We start from the raw sequence: 2,028 nt of genomic DNA, 5'->3' as shown, positions 1-2,028 counted from the left end.
GGATGATTGCAAATTTAAATACATTATATGTCCTATACGTATTTATAAATAAAGGTCTAGAGAAGTGGTAGAAAATACCGCTTCTTTTTAAGGAAAAATAAAAAATAAGTACTAAATAATTTACAAATAAAGAATAATAGTGTATAGTAATAAGTGTAGTAAGGGTTAGCAATTAACCCGAACTACACAACAAATAAAAAGGTGGTCATTTAAATGGCGAATGTAAGTATGTATGGCATGGAAGTACAAGGAAAAACAGAAGATGTAGAAACTTTTGTTGAGTATATGAAAGGTCATCGAGAACAAAAACTATGCGGTGTATATGTAGATGAAGTGTTTTATATGTATTACAAAAATAAACACATTGTAAATGGTGGTTGTAAGCATTCTGTATATATTAGTATGTTAGAAGAAGAAGGCAGTTATTACGATAGGCTTACTGATGAAGATAAGATGGAATTTACAACTTTAGAACGTTTATCTAAAGCATTGAATTTAAAATTCGAAATTGAAGCTGATACAGATATTACAGGAGAATACGAAAGAGTAATCGTTGAAAATGGTCAACTTACGTTATAGGAATAGGATTAGTAATTAAGAAGTGGAGATAAACCGCTTCTTAATTGCTATCTATATTAAAAAAGAAGAAAAAGTACTAAAACATTTACAAATAAAGAAAAATAGTGTATAGTATTAAGTGTAGTAAGACTAGCGATTGATCGAGCTGCACAACAAATAAAAAGGTGGAATAATAATATGGTTGAAACAATTTTAGGAAATATCGTATTTGAAAGTAAAGACATAGTGAAAGGGAACAAAGTTGCATGTTTAATAACAGAAGATTTTATCGCAGATTTATATGTAGGTTTAGATAAAGGGTTAATCTTTTTTGGAGATAACAAAGTATTTGACTTAATGGAATTAGTTGGAGAAACGGACTGTAAAGAAATCATTAAAACCATTAATGAATATATCAATTCGGAAGAAGAAACGATTCTTATAGAAGAAGTACCATTTGATTTGTAATTCAAGAACTAAAAAAAGAGCGCTATCAACACCGCTATTCATATTTACTAAGATAAAGAGAATTCGATAGAAATATTTACAAACAAATAAAAAGGTGGTTTTACATTATGTATGGCGAAAAGAAAGCAAAGGTAGTGTTACAAAGTAGAGATTTAGAAAATGGAAATAAAGTCGCAACTTTGATTTCAAAAAAATTCACTAAACAACTTTATCAAAATGAGGATAAAGGTTTAGTCTACTTTGAAAATGGTAAACAATATCATTTTATGGAAATGATAAGCGAGCATGACCATGACAAAATTATTGAAAGTATTCTTGAATATCAATTTGAATCAGATGAAGAGACTAAGACAATAGAAATTCAATTTGAGCATTATAATAAATGAGCGGTTGCAAAACCGCTTCTATTAATCAAATTTTAATTAATGAAAGGTGGCAAATTTAGTGGAAAAATTTGATGCGTGTATAAAACATATGGAACTAGAAACATTTAAAAAAATATAATACAGTGATTGATCGAAATATGTCATTGTATAGTGTACACAGACAATGAGAGAGCGTTTTTAATATAGAATGTAGGTTTATTGCTAAAACTGAAAGAAGAGCTTTAGAAACGGTGTTAAAAAGCATGGATGAATACATTATTAATATAGAAAACGTATTTTATTTATGTGTCAGAGATGTTGAAGTATCAAAGGAGGCTAACAATGAATAGTAGTAAGTTATGGTATTTATTAAATAGCATTGGATTAAATGTAACAGAGGTTAAACGTGATGTTTTTAAAGGGAACTCATGCAATGTTAAGCAATGGCATAGTTTTCGGATGTGGGTTAATAAGTCGGGTAAAGTAACAGTTAGAACACATGGTGTTCAAAAAAGCTTTCATGTGATGAATGCAAGGCAATTAAAAGACGTATGCAAAGGATTTCAAATACTTTAATATTTATATGTATAGTATTAAAGGAGCGATACAAAGTATTGGGTGATTGATGCTATACATT

Annotated in this window: 4 protein-coding genes; all 4 read left to right on the top strand. The window is 28.8% G+C overall.

The features are described 5' to 3' along the window. The first annotated feature begins 213 nt into the window (after window positions 1–213). The 4 genes from ACF91D_RS29965 to ACF91D_RS29950 all read left to right on the top strand — a co-directional run bounded on the left by ACF91D_RS29965 (window position 214) and on the right by ACF91D_RS29950 (window position 1,967). Window positions 214–579, top strand: coding sequence for a hypothetical protein (locus tag ACF91D_RS29965; protein ID WP_390334109.1), 366 nt, complete (start codon window positions 214–216; stop codon window positions 577–579). A 177-nt stretch (window positions 580–756) separates the two neighbouring features. Then, on the top strand, window positions 757–1,026 hold the full coding sequence (locus ACF91D_RS29960) for a hypothetical protein (protein WP_392438360.1): 270 nt from the start codon (window positions 757–759) through the stop codon (window positions 1,024–1,026). Window positions 1,027–1,133: 107 nt separating this feature from the next. Beyond that, on the top strand, window positions 1,134–1,412 hold the full coding sequence (locus ACF91D_RS29955; RefSeq protein WP_390334113.1) for a hypothetical protein: 279 nt from the start codon (window positions 1,134–1,136) through the stop codon (window positions 1,410–1,412). 321 nt (window positions 1,413–1,733) lie between these two features. Continuing rightward, the gene (locus ACF91D_RS29950) at window positions 1,734–1,967 is read left to right on the top strand and encodes a hypothetical protein (protein WP_390334117.1); all 234 of its coding nucleotides are present in this window, start codon (window positions 1,734–1,736) and stop codon (window positions 1,965–1,967) included. The last annotated feature ends 61 nt before the right edge of the window (window positions 1,968–2,028 follow it).

It is taken from the genome of Staphylococcus sp. 231237_7MaSpsaltlick, assembly GCF_043107035.1.
The sequence above is the reverse complement of the archived record's forward strand: the minus strand, read 5'-3'. Positions and strand labels throughout refer to the sequence as shown.

Coding starts and splice junctions, on each gene's coding strand:
- ACF91D_RS29965 (WP_390334109.1), top strand. CDS start 214: ATGGCGAATGTAAGTATGTATGGCATGGAAGTACAAGGAAAAACAGAA.
- ACF91D_RS29960 (WP_392438360.1), top strand. CDS start 757: ATGGTTGAAACAATTTTAGGAAATATCGTATTTGAAAGTAAAGACATA.
- ACF91D_RS29955 (WP_390334113.1), top strand. CDS start 1,134: ATGTATGGCGAAAAGAAAGCAAAGGTAGTGTTACAAAGTAGAGATTTA.
- ACF91D_RS29950 (WP_390334117.1), top strand. CDS start 1,734: ATGAATAGTAGTAAGTTATGGTATTTATTAAATAGCATTGGATTAAAT.